Genomic DNA, 16,943 nt, shown 5'->3' on the forward strand with positions numbered 1-16,943 from the left:
TGTTATTTCAGAGCTTCCAAAAAAATTTTCAATTCAGCAAAATACTGGAATTTCAGCGGCACCCATTGAGGGGCGGATGATGCAGCGGAAGATTTAAATACCGGAGTCATTGAAAAATGACGGGCCGGGTACATATCTGCCTGTTCATCATCGCCAACAACCCATATTTCCTGTGGCGGAATACCAAGCCGTTCAATCGCGAGTTCAAAAGGAATCAGGCCGCTCTTGTCCACCCCGGCTTCTTCACTTGTAATGAGACAATCTATATATTTATCTATATCGAAGTATATCAGCTTGCGCAATTGTATCTGAGCGGTAAGATCCGTGACTATGGCAATAACCACGCCGGAAGATCTAAGAAATTCGAACAGTGGAATAACGTCAGGGTAAAGTTCCGCCGCCTTCAAGAAATTTCGCCAATAACTCTGCTCAAGGTCAAGCGCCAGCAGCGGCTGTGACTTGAAACCCAACAACTCCAACGTGCGCATAAAATATAAAAGACGGCTATGAGAACTGGCGGTTGCCCCCAGGCGTTTTTTTAATTCCTCCCGGGCACGCATAAAGCATTCCGCAAAACTTCTGGGCGTGATTCCGTAATCCGTGACAAGCTTTTCCTCCACTGCTCCCATGCCTGCCTTGTGACTGGGCGGATAGGGATACAGTGTATTATCCATATCGAAGATGACCGCACGCGGGAAGCTCGGTGACAAAGCGTGTTCGCAAGGCATCTATAGTTCCTTTGATTCCATTTTGTCGGCAAGATAGCTGAGAACCACTATCTGCATTACACCGTCCATACCGCCCGCCCACTGTGGCTCCAGCGCCAGCAGGTCCTGAAGATTTGGGAACAGACGTGGTATGATGAACGCCATGTCTTCCTTTGTCAGATCGCCTTCCACAGTCAACGTAATGGCGTCAAGATCCTCAGTAAAGCGCGCATCCACCCGCATGCCGCAAAGCCCTATCAAATACCTGACTATGGCGTCTGAAAAATGGGCTCCGCGCAACGTGGCTTTTAGTCCCAGTTCCGGAACAGAAGCCTGACCATCCATATCCTCCAGCCGCAACCGGCTGACAGGATACAGTGAAAAAACTATATCCGCCTGTTTGCCTTGGGGATGAATGAATTGCTCCGCATCGCTTCGGCGCCGCTCAATGCTTGCCAGCACTGATGCAAGCGCATGCCCACGTTCCAGAGAGTCGCGGCGGCACTTGAACCAGCGTCGCAGTGTCTCGTCCATATCAAGATATATGCTGATATCATATTTTTCACGCAGGCTTTTGTTTATAAGTGCGTGAAGCCCGGTAACGAGAATGAAATCATTGCCGTGTCGCGCCGCTGGAGGCGTGAAACGTCCCGTGCTGTGATTGTATTCACGGCAGGCAATACTTTTTTTACTGAAGAGGTCTGCCACATCCCGGGCAAACTGACGCAAATTGTTGGCGCCGGGATGCAGATGTGTAAAAGCCTGCCACATCACACCGTAGCGATCCCATTGGTGGTAGTCATCACCACTGATATGCGTGATGCTTTCCTTGCCGAACATTCCGGCCAGTGTCCGGGCCAACCGGTCCTTGCCGGTGCCTGAATCCCCTGCCACCGCAATGCCCATGGGATTTCGCCATGCGATATATGCCTTGTTGCGGTACACGTTCTCACGCAACATACTGAGATAAACCACCGAACCCAGGAAAACCAGAAGGCTTATCCAGATAGAATGCGCCTGTACAGGCATGCTCCGCACGAGATCCGGAAAAAAATCGCGTAATGATATTCCTAGCACGGGTATGCTTGGTCCTGGCCAGAACAATATCTGCGTCAGCGACACGCTGACGCTGAACAGGAGAAGAAGATTCCTCTGTCTGGCGTTGGCCGCCTTGATCTGAAAAATGGTAATAAAAGGCACAAGCCATAAATACCAGCCTGGCGGTGCGGCCGTCGAAAAAACGAGCAGAAAAAAAGACAATCCCAGGATGGTGCAAAACAGATCGAAGGACATGCGCCGGATACGCCATGCGAAATACAGCCCCAAGCCATACATGATCGGCGTGAGGTATAGTGTCAGCGCACCCATCTGCAGGTGCAGATCAAATACGCGAAGCATTTCCGGAGTTCCGAGCACCATCAGCCTGTAACCGGGAGAAAACAACGGCGGCGCCAAAAAAATCAAACTTCCGGCAACGAACCCTTTTAAAAAACTTTTCCCGAATTCTCTCAACCGGGGGGTAAGGAAGAGATAAATAAGAAAAAACGGCAGCACCACAGCCATGCTCAGCTTGGCCGAGCAGGCAACGGCAAGCAGAACGCCGGAAAGCGCGGATCTGCGCTGGCGCAATGCCAGCAAGGCGCTGAACAGAAAGCAGACGGGAATGGTATCCAATTGTCCGACCCAGTATACGCCGGCAAACACGATGGGGGAAACCCAGTATGTCCGCAAAATTTGTTCATATTTACCCGGCAGCAGTCGGCAAAGGAGGTAAAGGAGCCACAGGTCGGCAAGTATCAACGTAAGAGATATTCCGAAGCCGAACATGGGGCGGGAAAGAATGTGCGCAATGGCGTAGTCGGCAAACGTACAGGGCAGCAAAGCCGCCAGCATGGATATCCCGTAAGGGAAGGCCGCACTGTTTTGAAAGACGTAATCCCAAGGCACTATACTGGGATGTTGCCAGAAAGCCGCCATGAACGGCGTGAACCAGTCTGTTTGCGGCGCGGGCGCCAGAAAGAGCGCCAGAAAAATTTTGGCCGCGCCTCCCCATAGGAATAATGGTTTCTGCAGGTATTCCCTCAGCTCCAAAGCTTGGGCTCCTTGGTGCAGACCGCATGGAACGGAATGTCTTCTTTTTGAAGCAATTGCCGCATCAGGGGAACTTCTGAAGCCGCATGCCGTCCCTGCAACTCGGGCGAAACAATGCATAGCTTGAAGCCCGCATCCATCAGGCGGGCCGCTGACGCATGCGCAAGGGGAAATCTGGTAAAACAGTCCACCCATATCCAGTCCACTTTCCCGGCCAGCGACATGGCGGTTTCAATGGACTCGAATTCGGAAACCCTGACGGCGCAACGTTTTTCTCCGGTTCCTGCCGTTTTCACCAGGAAAGGGAAGGACTGATCCAGAAAGAAAAAATCGGTTATGCCGTGCTTGCGCATCAGATCAAGAACGCGATCTTCCAATCCCTCTTCTTTCACGTTGAGGATAAGCGTCTTATGATGAAATGACTGAAGCCAGTCGTCAAAAAGCGGCCCTTTGACAAAAGGTTCGTGATGGGTCACCAGAGCGTCGCCGAAGCTTCGTATGTCCACCTCAATGCCATAGCCATGCTCGGTTGCTTCCAATTCGGCGACAGTATTCCGCCGATGACGGATAATAATCATAAGTGTTGCCTCCGGCGCAATTTCAAGCTGAAATCAATGGTGCGTCTGATGAATTTAAGTTTCGCCTTCCAGTTTATGTTCCAGCTGGAATGGCCATGCAGCCTGTTTGTGAATTCTACCGGAAAACGGCGGACGGCATAGCCCATCTTATGGGCCGCAACAAGAGCATAGAGATCAAGCGAAAAGTCATGCGGCGGATTTTTCCAGCTTTTGAATAAATTCCGATGAAACAAATTGGGTTGAGCGTTGATGTCCCACAAAGGACACATGAACAATACACTTTCGAAGATACCCATCCCCGCTGTAAAAATTCTGTCTCCCAGCGGACGGCCTTGCCGCAGACCCTTGAAAAATACCCGCTCGGGACGGCGCTCTGCGCTCAATAACGAAAGAGCGCGCACTATATCAGCCGGGTCGGTTTGCAGGTCCGCATGTGTCCAGCCCAAATAGCGGCCTCTGGCCTCCCGCAATCCACAAAGGATGCCAAATCCGTATCCCTGATTTTTTTCAACGCGCACTGTTCGGATGTGTTTGTGCGATGCCGCCGCGTCAATAAAAAGCCCTGATGTGCCATCCGTTGAACCATTGTCGACAATGAGAAATTCCAGGTCTGAAGACTGTTCTTGCAGGGATGTAAGTCGCTCGACAAGCAAGGGCACATTGTCGCCTTCATTGTAACAGGGAATAACGAGTGATGCCAGCAGGGATTCCATAGATACTCACTTCTTATTCCGATTCCGCAACGGGCAGCAGGGTATGATGCCGTCCCAATGATTGCGCTGAACACAAACCTGAATGGGAGATTGCTTTGGCTGGTGCGAACCTGCCCCCCATAAATGCCGCATAAATTCGCCTGACAGTGCTCCGCCCAAGGGCACAACGCTTGTGCAAGAGAGTCATGTCCTTCTGCAACTAGCGCAGACTGAAACAATTCCTAATTTTCAAAAAAGATACACAGCTCGCGGGCAGCCTGCAAGTCCATAAAAATATTATGCCGTACAATAACGATTTGCTCTGGATTATATGCATTTTTGATCTGGCGCAAAACGGGCTCGGAGTTGTTATGCGTTTCGCGCATAACCCCATAATAATCAAGCACCAGCACCTCTCTGAAATTTCTGGCTAAGGGAATACCCAAATTAAAATTAAATGAGTCCCCGATAACGAGAATTTTTCCTGACGCCACCGCCGTATTTTTATAGTACGTGCCGGCAGACACGTGTGCTCCTCGGCTTTCGGGGAATGCCTCTGCCAGGGCAGAGTCCACGATGTTTTCCCCGACATAGAATTCTGCTGATGGGCACAGATCATTTTCATTCATGAAGTCATTTATCCCCACTAAATGTGCCAGATCCGACCGTGTCGTGCAGGGGCTAAAATCCGTGGGAGAGAATTGCCGCCGGACGGGCTGCTTGAAACGTTCAGCGATCATTTCCGATATCATCACTGTGAATGGCGACCAGGACCAGTGAAAATTTTTTTGAGGATATGGCGAATAACATTTTGCCAGCTTCAGGGTTTCTTTAAACGGATACAGAAAATAATGGGCATCACGGGGATGCAATGCTTCAAATTGGGCGACAGCCAAAGCCACGGGGTGATTTTCGGGTGTTTTTTTCTTTATGATCAGTCGTAAGTATTGAGGGAGTTTATCATAGTTAAATAAGGGACTTGTCGGAACAGCCAGCATGATGACAGGCGTTTTTGCCCTATTAAAAAGCTCCGCTGCATACGTCATGCCTGCAAGCTGCTGCGTATCAAGGGGGCTTCCATTTCCTGATTCGCCAGCGGATTCATAAAGTTCTTCGTATCTTATTTTACTCTGTTGCGCCTCAAGCAAAAAGGCGGTCCCGTCTTTGCCGAGCGCAACCAGCTTTGAGGGAGAAACGCCAAATACCTTCAGCTCAAGCAGACGATAGGACGTTATAAACTGTTTGCGGAATCCTATTCTGTCATCAAGCCAAGATTCCACACCCCTGGTAAAGGGTCCTATCCCTGCAAAATTTTCCGGGAGAGCGGGGAATTCCGTTAGCATCCGGTTCTCTGACGATACTTTTCCCGTAAGATTAAAGAAAAGAAGCGGCAGTATGATGATCATCGCAAAAAATGCGCAGTAAACAGCGTTGAAAATGCGCCCGGCACACATTGTTAAAACCTGAAGTAGAGGAAAGGCGTGTACGTGGAATTAGCCAGAAAAACAATGGACATAGCCATGCCTCCCAAGGAAAATAGACTTTCGTAAAGCCAGGAATGCGTAACCCTGTCACGAAACCATTCAAGTACGGGCATGCTGAAAATACAGCCGGCTCCTACGAAAAAAAGACTGCGCATATTTGCCAATTCGTAGAAAAGAGGTTCCGGCATCATGTGGGACCAATCAAACAATGCCACTGTAAAATTTGCGGCTTCAGCAAAGGTGTTACTGCGAAAAAGAACCCATCCCAGCATGATCACCAACAGGGAATATCCGTGGCGCGTTACCGCCGGTAATTTCCGGTATGTGTTTGAGAAGCGCCGTTCAAGAATCAAAAAGATCCCGTGCCAAAGCCCCCAGGCCACAAAAGCCCAGCTTGCTCCATGCCAGAGGCCGGTTGCCAGAAAAACAATCAAAAGATTACGATAGGTTCGCGCAGAACCGTGCCGGTTCCCGCCCAAGGGGATGTACAGGTAGTCTCTGAACCAGGTTGAAAGCGATATGTGCCAGCGGCGCCAGAAATTTGTCAGGCTGTCGGCAATATAAGGATAATTGAAGTTCTGACAGGTATGGAAGCCGAACATCAGGCCTATTCCGATCGCCATGTCGGAATAGCCGGAAAAGTCAAAATAAATTTGTAACGTATATGCCGTCACGCCGAGCCAGCCCAGCGGCAGTGAGGCGGAACCGGCCGGGAGTGCAAATACCGCATCGGCGATCGTTCCCACGCTGTTGGCTATCAGCACTTTTTTGGCCATGCCGAATGAGAAAAGGCGCAGGCCAAGCGCAACATTGTTCAGCGTAACACTGCGATTCGAAATTTCCTTTTTAAAATCCTGGTACCGTGCAATCGGGCCCGCCAGCAATTGCGGGAAAAACGCAAGGTACATTCCAAAATCAATAATATTTTTTTGCGCTGAAAATTGTTTTCTATAAATATCAATAAGATAGGCAAGGCCCTTAAATGTAAAAAAGGAAATTCCAATAGGGAGCGGAATTGCTGTGCTGGGGGGAGAGCAGGTGATTCCAAAAATTCCCAGTGCATCAATTGCAGATCGGACTATAAAGGTTACATACTTGTAATATCCAAGGCAAAAAATATTTGCCAATATGCCCAGGACAAGCGCAAAGCGCGCAGACAGGGAGTCGCTGGAATGCAATTTCTCAACAATTATCCCTATGGCATAATTTATAATAATTGAAAAAATAAGAATGACAACATGTGCGGATTCTCCCCATGCATAAAATAGCAGACTGGCGCTTAAAAGGAAAAAATTTTGCCACTGTTTTTTTGTAATACAGTAGCAACAAAAAACGATCGGGAAAAAAATAAATAAAAATATAAACGAAGTAAAAAGCATGGCGCGCACCAATCTATATATCTGGTTTGAAATTCATACGTAATTTTTTGACAGCTTTAAAGACTTCTCACAATATTCAGCACTGAAAATTGCGGGATATGAAAAGAATAAAAATCTTATGAAGCAGGACATTACTAATATAAAGTAGTTTCAACCTGATCTGGCAGTAGCCTCTTGAAAGCGTAATGTAATCCCGCTTTGATGTATGAGCGCACCATCAACCGGCGCCGTGCCCGGAATTTCCCCATGGAAAATTTTAACCAAAACATCATCAAATACAAGGCCGGATTTCTTAATCAGGCCGCCGCACTCGGCAACATATCCAAGATCTGCCGCATCACGGACCTTTCCAGGGATGCGCGTTACCGATATCAAACAGCGCGAAACGCCTCCGGCGTCTCGCGCTGTTTGAAGTCAGTCGAAATAACCCAGTATAAAAGCTGGATGAAAAAAACGACAGAGCAGGCTGTTATAGGATTTGTTATGGAGCTTCCAGCTCACAGGCAGGTGCGGACCGGCAGCGAACTCCGCAAAGAAAGCGCGTTCATTTCGCCATCCCGTGTGGCTCCGCTTGGCTGCGGCACAGCCTGACTTCAATGAGACAGCGTCTTGCCGCCCTGGAGAAGAAGCCCTGAAGAGGGACTACGCTCACTGAAGCGCAAGGGCAGGTATTGGACGCAAAAAACAGGATATTGAGGCCTGCGAGGACAGAACGCCGGCACTGCAAGGGAGCCGGGAGCGCCTATCAGCAGATATTCGTGAATACGTTTCCAGATGAGCGACAGCCGGATTTTACCCCGCTAAAATCTTTATTATTGATAGCCCAGTAACAGACAAAAAGAGGTAAAGCCGCCTTTGCTCCGCCGCAGCGAAGCGCAGGCGGATGGCTGGTGTCGGGAGAATCCTGAAAACTGTGCTAGCCGTTGCTGCGCCGGCGGCTTGCTTGAGCCGTTCACGGCGAAGCCGTGTTACGGAACAAGACAGCGTCGCTACGGATAGCGACAGTGACTTCCCTGGACACAATTTCGCATACCTGAGTGCTGTCTTCAGCCGTCGCTGGCACTGCTGCCCTTATCCGAACGGCTCACAAGCTCGCCTACGGCTAAAGCTCCTGCGTCGCAACGGCTGAAGCAAGATTTTTCGGCGCTGGCAAGGAAAATGGCGCTTTTTGCGTGGAAACCGACCGGAAGGCGGTCCAACGGGCCGTGCCCGTTGACGAGCGTAGCGAGCTTACGGGCATCGAGAGCAGAGATGTACTCAGGTACGTGAGCAGCAAAAAGCGCCGGATGACGCCGCCGGTGCCGAAAAGGCCGGTTTTGACGGATAATCACGATAAATAACAGACCGGCAAAACTGAAATTAGATGCGTTTGCCCTGACGCCCGTGCAGACTTTCCTTGTCGGAAAAAATTCCGGAAGGAAAAGATGGAAGAACGCAACTAACCGGAAAAGGGAATCCGTCAGACAGGAAAGAACTGCCAGATCAAATCTGAGTTACTACAACTAATAATAGCGTTTTAATACTATTTGCGCTTTGTTATAATCTTTCGGCACGCCAATGTCGATAAACATTCCTGTTGTGACCAGAATGCGCATATCATGCTCTGTCACAAATCGCTGCAGAAAATCCTGTTCAAGTGAAAAGGCTTCGCCAATCGGAAAGCCGTCCAGCAGATGTACAGGCATAATATAGCAGCCTGCATTTATGATCCCTGCTCCGGCCTCCCCCTTTTCCTCAAACTTCGTGACCCGGCCGTCAGATATCTGCAGCCTTCCGTAACGGGCGGCATCGTCCACATGGCGGCCTATCAGAATGGGGACGCCGTACCGCTGCCAAAGGCGCTCAGCTTCTGAAAAATCCAGATCAAGAAATGTATCGCCGTTCATGACAAATACATGATCATTACGGCAGGACTCAAGCGCCAGCCGCAACCCCCCGCCTGTGCCCAGCGGCTTGTTCTCTCTGACACAGCAAATTTCCATGTCGGCAAATCGTTGTCCCACGGTCTGAATGACCTGATCTGCCATGTACCCGACCGAAACTACAATCCTGTGGAACCCCTTTCCGGCAAGATGCTTGAGCAGAATATGCAGAAAAGGCACGCCACCCACCGGAGCCAGAACCTTTGGCCGGTCAGAGACGATACTTCGCAGTCTGGTTCCTTTGCCCCCAGCCAAAATTACGGCTTCCATTCCGTCCCATTTCGAATCAGTCATCTAACGCCCTCTAAATCCACCAGGACTGCACGCCCTGCTGGCTGAAATGCGCCGGCACAATTTCACCGCTGAGTTTGCCCAGCTCGCGTACCACATTCATGCGTTTTTCCGGAGGTACGATAAACATCATGAACCCGCCGCCACCCGCGCTGGAAACTTTACCCGCCACGGCTCCCGCCCGAATGGCTGTCTCATAGCTCTCTTCAATACGAGGATTGGAAATAAGTTTTGCTGACCGTTTCTTGCTTTCCCACCCATTTCTGAATGATGCGGCGAGCCCTTCAAAATCCCCCCGTAGAAGACTTTCCTTCATCTTCAGGGCTTCGTCCTTCATTTTAAGCATTGCTTCCAGAGAGCCTTTGTCGCTGGAATTGACGCTTTTGCTCTGAGCTTCGATAATATTGGCAGAATCTCTTGAAATTCCTGTAAAATACAATAAAATTGAAGATTCAAATTCCGTAAGTATCCAGTTCTTGATGCGAAGAGGATTGATGACGGCCCGCTCTTCCTCATAAAATTCCATAAAATTGAATCCGCCAAAAGCGGCCGCGTATTGATCCTGTCGCCCGCCCTGCAGTCCGCAATCCTTGCGTTCAATAATATAAGCCGTTTTCGCCAGTTGATAGTCATCTATAGGTATGTTCAGATATTCCACATAGGCGCGGAGCATGGCCACAACGAGCGTTGATGAAGATCCCAGGCCTGAACCGGGAGGGGCTTCACAGAATGTGCGCAACTCAAGCGGCAGCGCTTCACCATGGTTGTGGTTTTGAACAATATAGTTGTATACGGCCTTGTGCAAAATAAGATCGCCCGTAAGGGGGATTGGACCATCAAGCGTGTACGAAAATTTTTGTTGGGTATCGGTGCCCTCAAATTTGACCGTGCCGTCAGCGGTTGGCGCCACTGACGCGTATGCGTAACGGTCAATAGTCGCATTTAGTACATAACCGCCATAACTATCCGTAAAAGGCGACACATCAGTGCCACCTCCCGCAAGACCAAGACGCAATGGAGCTCGAGAACGTACTATCATAATTATCCCATACAGTGGTTCTAGTCTGTCAGATGTTTTTCCGATTGTCTGAATACCCAGAACTTCATCCCTAAAAAATTGATGCAGACAGAAAGCGCCGTGGCAATGCAGAAAGCCGTAATCAATGGAAATAACCGATCCGGCAGCGCTTCAACCAAAAACCTGTTCGTTATCACATTCAAGGCAATGCTGAGGCTGTACACGACACAATAAGACACAATGTTGCGCAAAGATGTTTTGCATGAGAAAGTCCATTTACTGTTTACTATATACCCATATACCACACTGCTGATTACCCCCGTCAGCTTCGCAAGTGTCAAAGAAAAAAACAGCAGTTTGAGACATAGGGTGTAAATAATTGCGTCTAGGATGACAGCTGATATGCCTGTGATCGTGTAGCGAAGAAGCAGCATGCCAATTTAACTCTCTCTCTCTCTCTCTCTCTCTCTCTCTCTCTCTTAGTGATACATGCGCTTACGCTACAGAAAAAATTTGAATAGAATATGTCTATTTCAGAAGAAATAAAACCTGAATTTTTAATGACTTGCCACATTTGCCATCCGAAAAAATATGTTGTGTGAGTGTCAACCTGTGCGGCATATGCCCTCTTCTTATCAAAGAAACGCAATACAATATTTTCCAAAATAAATTTCCCAAACCAAGAAGGAGAATTGATGAATATAATTCCCCCCTTACGTAAAACCCTATGGCATTCAGCAAGAATTGCCTCGTGATCAGTCACATGCTCCATTATGGACAGAAAGCTAATAACATCCGCCGTATTGCTTTCAATTTTTTTCAACTCGGAAAGGATGTCACTTTTCCGTGTCTGAATTCCAACGCGCTCAAGAGAAGGCGCGTCGACATCAAAATCAATTCCGATCAGATGCGTAAACTCGTTTCGCACGGAACGCAAAAACGATGCATTTCTTCCACAGCCTGCATCAATAATGCATTGCCTTTGATTTTTTTGTAAGGAAAGCAGCTTGCGCCTTGCAAGGGCGATTCGTAATCTTACCAAAAAAGTTTCCGACGCACCCGGATCCCATACTTGCTTTTGCTCATTCATGCAGATGCCTCTGTTTTCTCCGCGTAACCAGAAATACTGCAGCCAAAATTACTGCGCCATATCTTGATCTCCGTTGAAACAAACCCGGCCTTAACTAACAGCGGCCACATGTCTCTGGGATCATAATACATTTTATGTGAGTTATACTGTTTGGGAGTTTCGCCATATGGGTCAAGCAGTTTGTTGGATATGATTCTTTCCAGCACCCATTTTCCAAACCATGTGGGGCTGCAGAAAAAGATGCGGCCGTTCATACGCAAAAGCCGTCTGGCATCAGACAGGATAGAAACAGGGTCCTCAAGATGTTCAAGAATGCTTAAAAAGACAATAACATCAACTGATTCTTGAGGTATATTCTTCAATGTGTCAGTAAGATCACCTTCCAGGAAAGAAAGGCGTTCATGTCTTTTCAGATTTTCAGCTACCTCAAAGTCAAGACCGATACCTTTGCTTATCCAGGGCAACATATTTTGCAGTATGCGTGCATCATAACCACAACCAACATCAAGAAGTACAGCATTGGATGAGTCGAGGTGCAGCGGAAAAATTTTCTTTAATGAACGTAGGACAAGAGCAAATTTTATTTTGTCATAGAACGGGTAGTCCTCTCCATCCTTTCCCCATATGGAAATGTTCATTTTTGCTTTTCCTCATTATTTTTACACAACAGAAATTTAGCGCCAGTATTCATATGTTCGCAGATCATCAGGTGTTCCCCAGCACAGATACGCTTCCACATCAAACACCGCACCCCTCAAACCCAACTCCAGCGCGTCATTGATACATTCATCCACATAAAACTCACCATTGACACGGTGGTTTCGGGAAATCATGCGCTCCGCCGCGTGAACGAAATCCGAGGCCTTTTTGAAGGTAAAAGCGCCTGTGACCGCGGGATCAGCATCTGGCCGGGAAAGCGCTTTCTTCACTGAAACACCCGTGACGTTGCCGTTCGTGTCAGCCTTTACCCATCCGTACATCTCCGGATGCCGTGCTGCTCCGGGGTAACCGCGCATCGTCCAGACGATGAAATCGACTTCGGCGTTGTTCATGAGGCCGGCAAATCCGTCCGGGTTGTATGCCAGTCCGTTGTCGCATGCGCCGATGGTAAGAGGGGCATTCATGTTCACGCCATCCAGCCCCAGCAGGCAGGTCCGGGCCTGGCCGTCTGTGGGAGCGTCGAGGAGGATAATTCGCGCGCCCGGGACTTCCCTGCGCAGCATTGCCACAAGCGCCTCCGCGCCGGGCATGTCCCTGCGCAGGACGAAACGATTTTCATCCGCGCGTGGAAGAGCCCGCCAGGCTTGCAGCACCATGGGGCGCCCATTGACCGGAATAAGAGGCTTGGGCAGCGTGTAGTTTTCTTTTGCAAAACGGCTCCCCATGCCTGCGAGAGGCAGCAGCAGCGTGCCCTTCTGCCGTGGAGCGGAAAATCCCGCGGCTTCAGCAACTTTATACCGCATGTGACACTGGTATTCGCCAAGATCAGCTGGGGTTCCCCATTGGCGGAACTTGTCAATTTCAAACACACGGATGTCTTTGCCCTTCTCAAGCAACGGGCGATAAGCCAGGCTGACATAATATTCGCCCTTGAGGCGCAAATCTTCGCGTTGCCGTGTTTCTTCAAAAGCCTCTCGCATCAGCCGCGCGTTACAAAAGTAGTAGGCGCCGCTGGAGGCGAATTCATGCATGGGAGCGTCGGTAAAAGGCTGTTTTTCCTGTATCTGCAACACCTTGTTTTTGTTTTCGGTTCGCACGTAGGCATAATTGGTGCTGTGCAGCATGTGCGGGTGAAAACCCGTATAGCACATGACAACCCCGTCACAATTGGTTTCGGCAGCAAAGCGCCGGAAGGCGTCCCAGTCCCATACACAGGAAAAGTCGCAGTAATTCACGATGGTCGGGGCATTTTCATCCAGCATGTCATATGCTCTGGACACCGCATAAACCGGCCCCAGCTTGTGCGGCGCGATGCCGGCGACGCGCGCAGTGGGGCAAATGGAATCAAGAATTTCCCGCATTCGATAGCGCGGCTCGTCAAGGTGATCCTGATTACAGATGAACAGCACATTTTTAATGCCTGGGTACATGCCGATTATATGCTCGATGATCGGCTTTCCCTCAACCGGAATAAGAGGTTTGGGAACTGTATAGCCGGCAGCCCGGAACCGTTCCCCGAAGCCGGACATTGGAATAACAAGCTGCCATTGCGCCGCATCTGTGCTCATATCAAAACCACCCTTAAAAGCATTGCATGCAAAAAAAATGTATTCTTTTTACAATGAAATTTTTTTTCTGTAGGTTTCGGCTTCCCACTGCGTCAAATCATGGATAATGCCTGCCGGCAGCGTGCGCAAAGGCCTGAAGGAAGATCGCAGACGCTGGCCCACCCTGCCCAAGGCATCCAGCATGGCCATTTCCCCAACATTGTTCTGGGGCGCGGTCAGCACGCCCTGAGCAGGGAACACCATCCACTGCGGCCTGAAACCGTGATGCCGTTCGAATCTTTCGATCGCAGCCGACAGACACTCGCCGTCGACCGCGACCGGAATTATTGGTCCAAGAAACACCACGTGATCCGGGTACAAAGGAGCCTGCCGCACAAGCCGCAACGTTTCCTGATCTGCTGCGACCGTATGGATGAAATCGTCTTGGGGAACGTGCCAGTTCATATCATTCAACGACTCAAGATCTGTTCCGGCATGCGATGGCGACCGCACGGGCAGGGCAAGAGCGTCGCGGACGGCATTGAGGGTTTGGCGGGTTTCCTCCAGCGTGTCGCTGCCCACAATCAGGCCATGATTCATGAGCACAAAGACACTGGCGTCCGGTTGCCGGGCCATGGCTTCTTCAACGGCAAGGGCCAAAGGCAATCCCGGACGCACAGGGGGAACAAGCACATGCCGGAAGGAAACAAGCCTCTCTGCAAATGCCCGTTCAGCATCGCGATGCGCACTAAGAGCGAGACTCTCCACACAGTGCACATGAACCACAAAGCGGTGAGGCAACAATGCATGCATGCCTGTTTCAATGGAAGGGCGCAGGCCGGAGGCATCCGCAAGATCATGAAGATTTTCATCACGCAGGCGGTGACGGCGCACAATTTCTTTTCGGGATACAGTGACGAACGTGTTTTTTCTGGCTGCGTCTTTCAGCCACAAACCTGAAGCCTTGATGCACAACGCATCACCGTTCTTGATTGAAATATTTCCGCCGGCACCTTGAATCACATCAGGATCAGCACCCAGCGTGGAACAAAAAGTAATGAAATCAGCGTCCAAAACATCCTCGAATAAATATGAAGTTAGAACCAGTACCCGATCAGACAAACGGAAAATTCCGTCTGCGGCGGGTTGCCGTCAGGTGCGATGATACGGAAACCAGAAATATCCTTGGCTCGTACAACACGGTTAAAAACAAACAGATAATAGCTTCTTGCACCTGGGTTAACCAGCTTGGCGCTGGTATGCGTTTCCTCTTGCTGAATCGTCAGCAGGGTTTCTTTCGGCAAAAAAACCTGTTCGCTATTTTGGGGGAACAGCAACAGATACTTGATTTTTCTGTCCGGCTGAACAGCAGACACATGAAAATCGCATGTCTGCGGCGCCAACGAATTCTTTTCAACTGTGCGTGCCGCCAGAACACCGCTAAGCCAGTTGCAGCGCGGCGAAAAGAACATCCCTTGCAGGCGGGAATCATATTTTCCGGGTTCTGGTTTTGTAAGAGCGACTTCGTGCGAAGGCAGCCATTCCGGCATCATCTGCGGAATGGGGATCACTGTATCCGGTTCCATCAAAAGCGTTCTGGCTTCAGGCCAGGTCAGGGAGTATGCATACAATGCCCCCTGTCCCATCGGGAAAGCCATACTCAGAGAAGCCACTGTCAAGACAATGAGAAAGATGGCGGAAAAATTGGGAATACGAAATCGGCCCCGCCGCACGGCAAAAGAAATGAACTGGATGTTTGAAAAAACAATAAAAGGAAAAAGATGGCGATGATCCCATGGCCGGTTGAAAAGCGCGTCAGTAAACGTACAAGTATACAACCATTGTGATTGCAAAATTCCATATATCGACAGTACACAGCACCCTATAAGGGCCACAGACAGCAAGACAATATCGACTTGGCCACATTGCGCATAATGCCGCATGTTTGCCACGAAAATACCAACAAGGCACAGTCCCAAAAATCCATACAGAAAGAAGCCGAACTGTGAACTGAGCAGGACATTAAGAGGCATCCCCAGTCCATAACCGCAAAAGAGGATGAACCGGCCCGCCAGCACCAAAGCCTGCTGCCACGCATTGCCATGCCCGGCGAGTTCGGCGAATCCCGAAGGCCCGAGGTCTGGATAGTAAAGCAGGGTAAAGAGCAGCTGACATGCATAAAGAATCAGCAGCCAGGCGCAGCCTGCGATCTTGAACCAGTCGGTTCCGGCTGTTTTGATTGCCCGCCGGCAACACAGTGCCCCAACAAAAAGAAAAACTGGGCCAAAAAAGAAGAAAACCGGCTTTGACCACACTGCCGCCGGTGCGGTCAACAGAATAAAAACAAATTCTTTTCCTTCAAGTTTGTCCGTGCCTGACAGTGCGAGTACATAGTAGCTGAGTAAAAAAACAATATAATAAGCGCTGTTGTATGAGGCATAAAGGTCATGGTCCGGAAAGAAGAAAAGCAGCAGGCAGAGTAGCAGCCGTATTGTCACAGAAGGAATCAGATCGGAAAAACGCTTGGAAAGAAAAACCAGCAAGGCCAGCGCTGAAAGAAAAAAGCTCACAAATTTGAACGCCAGCGGATATATGTCGATCATTCCAAAAGTGCGCACTGTGAGAAATGCTGCCAACTTTGGCAGAAAATTGATGTAACCGGCATCTGGAAAAGCCAAAAAAGTTCCAAACGGCAGATGGTATGCATTGAGATAAATAGACGTTTCCTCCCACAAGGCCGTCATTGTCTCGTTTTCCGTAAAAAAAGAAAGCTTCAGCCATGCGAGAACCAGCCCGCCGACCACGCATGCCGTCAGCCGTGCCCACACTGGTATGCCCTGAAAAAACATACCTGCCGGATCCCTTTTTGATGGGGGCTCCTGGCCGCTGTTTTTCGCCTGTGCGCATGACGGCAGAGGGAGAGAAGGCGCCAGCATATTATCGCATACTTTCATTGGAAAGAGCCTTAGTTATATGCATCACGTGAATCAACTGCGGGGTTTTTCATAATTACACCACTTGTCCACCTAGGGTGCTTTCTTCAAAGGGTTTTCCAACCCCGATAATTTTCAATCTTTGTAGTTTTTATCCGGGAACTTGATTTATCCAAAAAATGGAAATTCCTTACTAAAAGACAATGTTAAAACTCTGATTTATTATATTTTTTGCTCAAAAAATATTGAAGGCGCAAACGGGAAAGACACATTTGCCTGAAGTATCCCGTGGGGCATAATATAAACATTGTAAATGCAATCCTGTTAAAAATATTTCCCTCTCTGCAACCAGAGGGCATCAGAAATATGTTCGGCACTACTACAAAAATCCACGGAAAAAGCTGGAAGTAAGAATGTTTTAAAATCAGGGGATTCTTCCCACGGCAAAACATCGCAAGCATCTGGATCAGTAAAACTGCTTCTTGCATATATGTAAGCAATACTCAAAAAGCGCGGAAGAAAAATTTCTTGCCGCCAATGCATGCAGCAGC

Annotated in this window: 16 protein-coding genes; 1 reads left to right on the forward strand and 15 read right to left on the reverse strand. The window is 49.2% G+C overall.

What is annotated here, in order from left to right:
* Window positions 1-2 precede the first annotated feature (2 nt).
* The 6 genes from FYJ44_RS03425 to FYJ44_RS03450 form a co-directional block, all read right to left on the reverse strand.
* Window positions 3-728, reverse strand: coding sequence for an HAD family hydrolase (locus FYJ44_RS03425; RefSeq protein WP_154509166.1), 726 nt, complete (start codon window positions 726-728; stop codon window positions 3-5).
* Entirely contained in the window at window positions 729-2,798 is a 2,070-nt protein-coding gene (locus FYJ44_RS03430) for a hypothetical protein (RefSeq protein WP_154509168.1), read from the reverse strand. It lies immediately after the preceding gene.
* Window positions 2,789-3,376, reverse strand: coding sequence for a phosphatidylinositol-specific phospholipase C/glycerophosphodiester phosphodiesterase family protein (locus FYJ44_RS03435; protein ID WP_154509170.1), 588 nt, complete (start codon window positions 3,374-3,376; stop codon window positions 2,789-2,791). Before FYJ44_RS03435 ends, FYJ44_RS03430 begins: the two co-directional genes overlap by 10 nt.
* Complete coding sequence (locus FYJ44_RS03440; RefSeq protein ID WP_229772472.1) at window positions 3,373-4,089, reverse strand: glycosyltransferase family 2 protein; 717 nt, start codon at window positions 4,087-4,089, stop codon at window positions 3,373-3,375. Before FYJ44_RS03440 ends, FYJ44_RS03435 begins: the two co-directional genes overlap by 4 nt.
* A 221-nt stretch (window positions 4,090-4,310) precedes the next feature.
* Window positions 4,311-5,522: an alginate O-acetyltransferase AlgX-related protein gene (locus FYJ44_RS03445; RefSeq protein ID WP_195840938.1), complete on the reverse strand. Its 1,212-nt coding sequence runs from the start codon at window positions 5,520-5,522 to the stop codon at window positions 4,311-4,313.
* A 2-nt stretch (window positions 5,523-5,524) separates the two neighbouring features.
* Complete coding sequence (locus tag FYJ44_RS03450) at window positions 5,525-6,931, reverse strand: MBOAT family O-acyltransferase (RefSeq protein WP_195840939.1); 1,407 nt, start codon at window positions 6,929-6,931, stop codon at window positions 5,525-5,527.
* A gap of 246 nt (window positions 6,932-7,177) precedes the next feature.
* Between FYJ44_RS03450 and FYJ44_RS03455 the strand changes: the two genes are divergently transcribed.
* A complete protein-coding gene (locus FYJ44_RS03455) occupies window positions 7,178-7,522 on the forward strand; it encodes a hypothetical protein (protein WP_154509176.1) in 345 nt (114 codons plus the stop codon).
* Window positions 7,523-8,433: 911 nt separating this feature from the next.
* Here the strand turns inward: FYJ44_RS03455 and FYJ44_RS03460 are convergent.
* From FYJ44_RS03460 to FYJ44_RS03500, 9 genes are all read right to left on the reverse strand, one after another.
* Window positions 8,434-9,147, reverse strand: a complete 714-nt coding sequence (locus tag FYJ44_RS03460) for a nucleotidyltransferase family protein (protein ID WP_229772473.1) — start codon at window positions 9,145-9,147, stop codon at window positions 8,434-8,436.
* 10 nt (window positions 9,148-9,157) lie between these two features.
* A complete protein-coding gene (locus FYJ44_RS03465) occupies window positions 9,158-10,183 on the reverse strand; it encodes a GHMP family kinase ATP-binding protein (RefSeq protein ID WP_154509178.1) in 1,026 nt (341 codons plus the stop codon).
* A gap of 20 nt (window positions 10,184-10,203) precedes the next feature.
* The gene (locus tag FYJ44_RS14990; protein WP_154509180.1) at window positions 10,204-10,596 is read right to left on the reverse strand and encodes a GtrA family protein; all 393 of its coding nucleotides are present in this window, start codon (window positions 10,594-10,596) and stop codon (window positions 10,204-10,206) included.
* Entirely contained in the window at window positions 10,548-11,252 is a 705-nt protein-coding gene (locus tag FYJ44_RS03475) for a class I SAM-dependent methyltransferase (protein WP_154509182.1), read from the reverse strand. The genes FYJ44_RS14990 and FYJ44_RS03475 overlap by 49 nt, the downstream gene beginning before the upstream one ends.
* Window positions 11,249-11,890, reverse strand: a complete 642-nt coding sequence (locus tag FYJ44_RS03480) for a class I SAM-dependent methyltransferase (protein ID WP_154509184.1) — start codon at window positions 11,888-11,890, stop codon at window positions 11,249-11,251. The genes FYJ44_RS03475 and FYJ44_RS03480 overlap by 4 nt, the downstream gene beginning before the upstream one ends.
* Window positions 11,891-11,926: 36 nt before the next feature.
* Window positions 11,927-13,480, reverse strand: a complete 1,554-nt coding sequence (locus tag FYJ44_RS03485; protein WP_154509186.1) for an NTP transferase domain-containing protein — start codon at window positions 13,478-13,480, stop codon at window positions 11,927-11,929.
* Between the two features lie 48 nt (window positions 13,481-13,528).
* Window positions 13,529-14,581, reverse strand: coding sequence for a class II aldolase/adducin family protein (locus tag FYJ44_RS03490; RefSeq protein WP_154509188.1), 1,053 nt, complete (start codon window positions 14,579-14,581; stop codon window positions 13,529-13,531).
* Window positions 14,557-16,413: a hypothetical protein gene (locus tag FYJ44_RS03495; RefSeq protein WP_154509190.1), complete on the reverse strand. Its 1,857-nt coding sequence runs from the start codon at window positions 16,411-16,413 to the stop codon at window positions 14,557-14,559. Before FYJ44_RS03495 ends, FYJ44_RS03490 begins: the two co-directional genes overlap by 25 nt.
* Window positions 16,414-16,716: 303 nt before the next feature.
* The gene (locus FYJ44_RS03500) at window positions 16,717-16,935 is read right to left on the reverse strand and encodes a hypothetical protein (protein WP_154509192.1); all 219 of its coding nucleotides are present in this window, start codon (window positions 16,933-16,935) and stop codon (window positions 16,717-16,719) included.
* Window positions 16,936-16,943: the final 8 nt, after the last annotated feature.

The sequence above is a fragment of the Desulfovibrio porci genome (assembly GCF_009696265.1).
Classification (GTDB): domain Bacteria; phylum Desulfobacterota; class Desulfovibrionia; order Desulfovibrionales; family Desulfovibrionaceae; genus Desulfovibrio; species Desulfovibrio porci.

Bases quoted from the DNA above. Each gene is read 5' to 3' on its own strand.
- FYJ44_RS03495 (WP_154509190.1), bottom strand. From the start codon at position 16,413: ATGAAAGTATGCGATAATATGCTGGCGCCTTCTCTCCCTCTGCCGTCA.
- FYJ44_RS03435 (WP_154509170.1), bottom strand. From the start codon at position 3,376: ATGATTATTATCCGTCATCGGCGGAATACTGTCGCCGAATTGGAAGCA.
- FYJ44_RS03465 (WP_154509178.1), bottom strand. From the start codon at position 10,183: ATGATAGTACGTTCTCGAGCTCCATTGCGTCTTGGTCTTGCGGGAGGT.
- FYJ44_RS03425 (WP_154509166.1), bottom strand. From the start codon at position 728: ATGCCTTGCGAACACGCTTTGTCACCGAGCTTCCCGCGTGCGGTCATC.
- FYJ44_RS03480 (WP_154509184.1), bottom strand. From the start codon at position 11,890: ATGAACATTTCCATATGGGGAAAGGATGGAGAGGACTACCCGTTCTAT.
- FYJ44_RS03500 (WP_154509192.1), bottom strand. From the start codon at position 16,935: ATGCATTGGCGGCAAGAAATTTTTCTTCCGCGCTTTTTGAGTATTGCT.
- FYJ44_RS03460 (WP_229772473.1), bottom strand. From the start codon at position 9,147: ATGACTGATTCGAAATGGGACGGAATGGAAGCCGTAATTTTGGCTGGG.
- FYJ44_RS03475 (WP_154509182.1), bottom strand. From the start codon at position 11,252: ATGAATGAGCAAAAGCAAGTATGGGATCCGGGTGCGTCGGAAACTTTT.
- FYJ44_RS03445 (WP_195840938.1), bottom strand. From the start codon at position 5,522: ATGTGTGCCGGGCGCATTTTCAACGCTGTTTACTGCGCATTTTTTGCG.
- FYJ44_RS03485 (WP_154509186.1), bottom strand. From the start codon at position 13,480: ATGAGCACAGATGCGGCGCAATGGCAGCTTGTTATTCCAATGTCCGGC.
- FYJ44_RS03455 (WP_154509176.1), top strand. From the start codon at position 7,178: ATGGAAAATTTTAACCAAAACATCATCAAATACAAGGCCGGATTTCTT.
- FYJ44_RS03440 (WP_229772472.1), bottom strand. From the start codon at position 4,089: ATGGAATCCCTGCTGGCATCACTCGTTATTCCCTGTTACAATGAAGGC.
- FYJ44_RS03450 (WP_195840939.1), bottom strand. From the start codon at position 6,931: ATGCTTTTTACTTCGTTTATATTTTTATTTATTTTTTTCCCGATCGTT.
- FYJ44_RS14990 (WP_154509180.1), bottom strand. From the start codon at position 10,596: ATGCTGCTTCTTCGCTACACGATCACAGGCATATCAGCTGTCATCCTA.